Below are 2,961 nucleotides of genomic sequence, written 5' to 3'. Positions count from 1 at the left end.
TCCGAGACTGGCAAATATTATCGAATACGCCTCATGCTGGCTGCCATGTGGTCTGCACAGGAGTTTTTGAGTACTTACAAAAAATCGTATCCCATTGCTCAACTTCCCAATCTTCGACTATATGGCTTTTCGACTTCTTGTTGGCCTGTGAAAACTGGTCGGTTTCACCCGGATGCTCATATATTCCAAAAGTAATGGCCTGATTTTTCAGGCGCTTCATCATTGGCCTTGCTTTCTCTTTTGCAGCCAGAGCCATACTTTCTTTTAAGATTTCGTGGAGGTTAAGGTCCATTCCCCGTTCTTGTGACAGTCCATGAACCCTATAAAGCGTATACTCAAATGCTATTTCATACTGCTTCAGTGCCTGCTTATATTGACCAGCAAAGACATACCAGCGTGCTTTTTGCCACTCTAGAAAATGCCTTGTGATCCCTTTTTGATCATCTTCTGATAACTTTTGCTCACACTCCTCTATCAGTGCCCAGCTATCAGCTTTTGAGGTTGCACTTTTGGGAGTGGTTCTTCGGAGAGCAAGGGCTGTAGACATGAAGATTGGTTGCAGTTCAGTAAATTTCTCAGCAGCCACGAGGTTTGCCTTCGATAGAACCAGCCCAAGGTCAAACGGTCCTGACTTCAGGATTCCCACCTTAATGAGGTCTGGTAAATCATACTGCGAATATTTCTGGAAAAAGAACTGAAGGGTTCGTGCAACTGTCAGATGAATCTTAATACTGATTTTATCCGACGAGTTTGAAAACCCTTTTAGAAAGTCAGGGAACGACTCTACTTTTGGGGTCTCTATACCTTTTTTCCACCTAAGATACTGATCCTTCTTGGCTTTACCCTTTTCCTTATCCACTCGAGACAGAAATGTAGGGAAAGAGCTAATGTTATTTTCCAGCCATAAACAAGCTACTCCCATCACATTATTGTCATCTACAGTGCAGTAACTTATCGGGTTTGGACCACCAAAAAACTGGTGTACACAGACCAGAAATGATGCAGCCTGACGACAAAAAAAGTGCTCTGCTATCAAGGGGAGGGACTCATTTCTGGTCATGGCATCAAGAGCCACTGTGTTTACCAGTCTGATGTATTCAGTAATGAGATGATCTACAAACTGGCATAGTAAAGTAGAGAACTGCCGGTCTGTTTGCTCAATAAGCGGTTTATAAAAGAGGTCTTTAAGTAGCTTCTCTCTGAGTCGGTGATCGTAATCCCCGTCACGTGCCATCCGGTCAACATCAGGGTTTCTATTTTTTGTCCCTAAAGCAACTGCAAGTTCGCGATAGATTTCACCAATCGTTGGGTAAGGACGTTCAGGTACTTTAACAGACATTTGTTTGATACTCCTTTTCAATGGCTCTTATGTCACGCCTGAAATTCTGGAAAGCCCTTCTGTCACTGGGTGAACATGGTACCGTTAGCTTGGGGCCATGGGGGGATGTCAGTTTCCCATGCCGCTTACCTTTTTTAAATAACCATCCCTGGTGAACTTTTCTTGAGACCAGTGCGCCAATCTCTTTGCATCTGCTGAATTTACGCATCTTCAACATCCTTGAGAGCAGGTGCTTAAAGGCACCTGCTTAATCTATTTATTTATTTTTTGAGCCGGAGTTCTTGGCTGCTGCAGACTGCGCGCGAGAAGCAAAACCACCGCTGGCAACCTGGCCTCCGTTAGCTTTCGCTTCGCTGCTCTGAATGCGTGATGCAGCTTCTGGAGTCATCGGAGTAGCTGATTTGGATTTAGCCATGAGAAGGACCTCACATGTTATTACGCTCCCCACTGTGGGAAGCGTTTCCAGCCCCATAAAAGAGGCAACATGGAGATTAAAAAATCATCTTGTATATGGCTGCGGCGCGGGTGGTGAAAAAAAATTTAATTTTCTTAACAGTACTATTTGCATATTCTGGTTTAAATGAACGCACATTCTGGGAAGCGTGAACACCTTCACTTCCCTAAACATTGCTGACCTAGGCGGCCGTATCGTGTTTTCCGTCAGCTGATGGCCATGTCTGACCGTAGGCTGCCAAGGCAGGATCAGAGCAGATTATAGTGATCTTGCTGTCATGGCTGCTATCTTCACTTCGTTTCAGGCGGGTCAGGGCAGCATAAATCGCAGACAGGTTTTCGGTACCCTGAGCATTGCCTATATGCAATACAAGACAGTTGCTCTCCAGGCCTTTGAAACTGTGAATTGTGGTGGCCTTTACCATTTCCCGACCCAGATAAAAAGCGCACTTCTGCTTGCGGCTGGTCTCATGATCGTCATCTGTTTCAGAAATACTGTTATTAAACGTCCCGAATGTGTGAAGAACCTTGACACCAAGGCCCCCCAACTTTCTGACAACCTCCATGCCGATTTTCCGGCTCCCTGTCATAAAGACGATATCCGCGAATGCTCGCGTATGTCTGGATTTGTGTTGTATGTAAAAATGCACAATAGCATCGACACAGCACTGGACTTCTGCATCATGATTCTTGGGAACCTGCAGCCAGCACATAGATGTTGGCTGAAATGAGAGTTCAAGCTTCACCTGTTCAGGTAACAACAGGTTTATCCTGTTTTCTGCCGGAATAAATTGTTCGGTGAAGTCGACAATTTTGGGTAGCATATCTGCCGGAAGACGGTAGCTATATTTCACTTCTGTCCAGCCACCCTGAAAACCGGCTCCCTTCATGGCTTGATCTGTCCAGGACTGCTCACGCTGGTACAGGTTTTGTGTTTTGTCTGCCACTAAAACGATTTCACCCCCTGACTTGAGTGCCAAGGTCAAATTATTCCACCAGGCCAGGATGAAATCCTGACCTTCATCGACAAGAATGGCATCGTAAAATGGTGCTTTGGATTCTTCTTTCTTATAGATACTCTCTACGAGACCTTAACTCCCGCTTAACGATCTGAAGAAGTAAGGCTAAATTGAATGAAGAGAGCGTCCCCTGTGCTCTTCAGGCAAAAT

General features: G+C 45.2%; 3 protein-coding genes. All 3 read right to left on the bottom strand.

Going from position 1 to position 2,961, the window contains the following annotated elements:
- Nucleotides 1-31: 31 nt before the first annotated feature.
- A complete protein-coding gene (locus ABD892_RS11255; protein ID WP_345195755.1) occupies nt 32-1,339 on the bottom strand; it encodes a hypothetical protein in 1,308 nt (435 codons plus the stop codon).
- A 256-nt stretch (nt 1,340-1,595) separates the two neighbouring features.
- Nucleotides 1,596-1,754, bottom strand: coding sequence for a hypothetical protein (locus ABD892_RS11250; RefSeq protein WP_345195754.1), 159 nt, complete (start codon nt 1,752-1,754; stop codon nt 1,596-1,598).
- Between the two features lie 220 nt (nt 1,755-1,974).
- A complete protein-coding gene (locus ABD892_RS11245; RefSeq protein WP_345195753.1) occupies nt 1,975-2,772 on the bottom strand; it encodes a DEAD/DEAH box helicase in 798 nt (265 codons plus the stop codon).
- Nucleotides 2,773-2,961: the final 189 nt, after the last annotated feature.

The organism is Kistimonas scapharcae (assembly GCF_039540975.1).
Lineage (GTDB): Bacteria > Pseudomonadota > Gammaproteobacteria > Pseudomonadales > Endozoicomonadaceae > Kistimonas > Kistimonas scapharcae.
This window is presented reverse-complemented; position numbering and strand designations above follow the sequence as displayed.

Coding starts and splice junctions, on each gene's coding strand:
- ABD892_RS11255 (WP_345195755.1), bottom strand. CDS start 1,339: ATGTCTGTTAAAGTACCTGAACGTCCTTACCCAACGATTGGTGAAATC.
- ABD892_RS11250 (WP_345195754.1), bottom strand. CDS start 1,754: ATGGCTAAATCCAAATCAGCTACTCCGATGACTCCAGAAGCTGCATCA.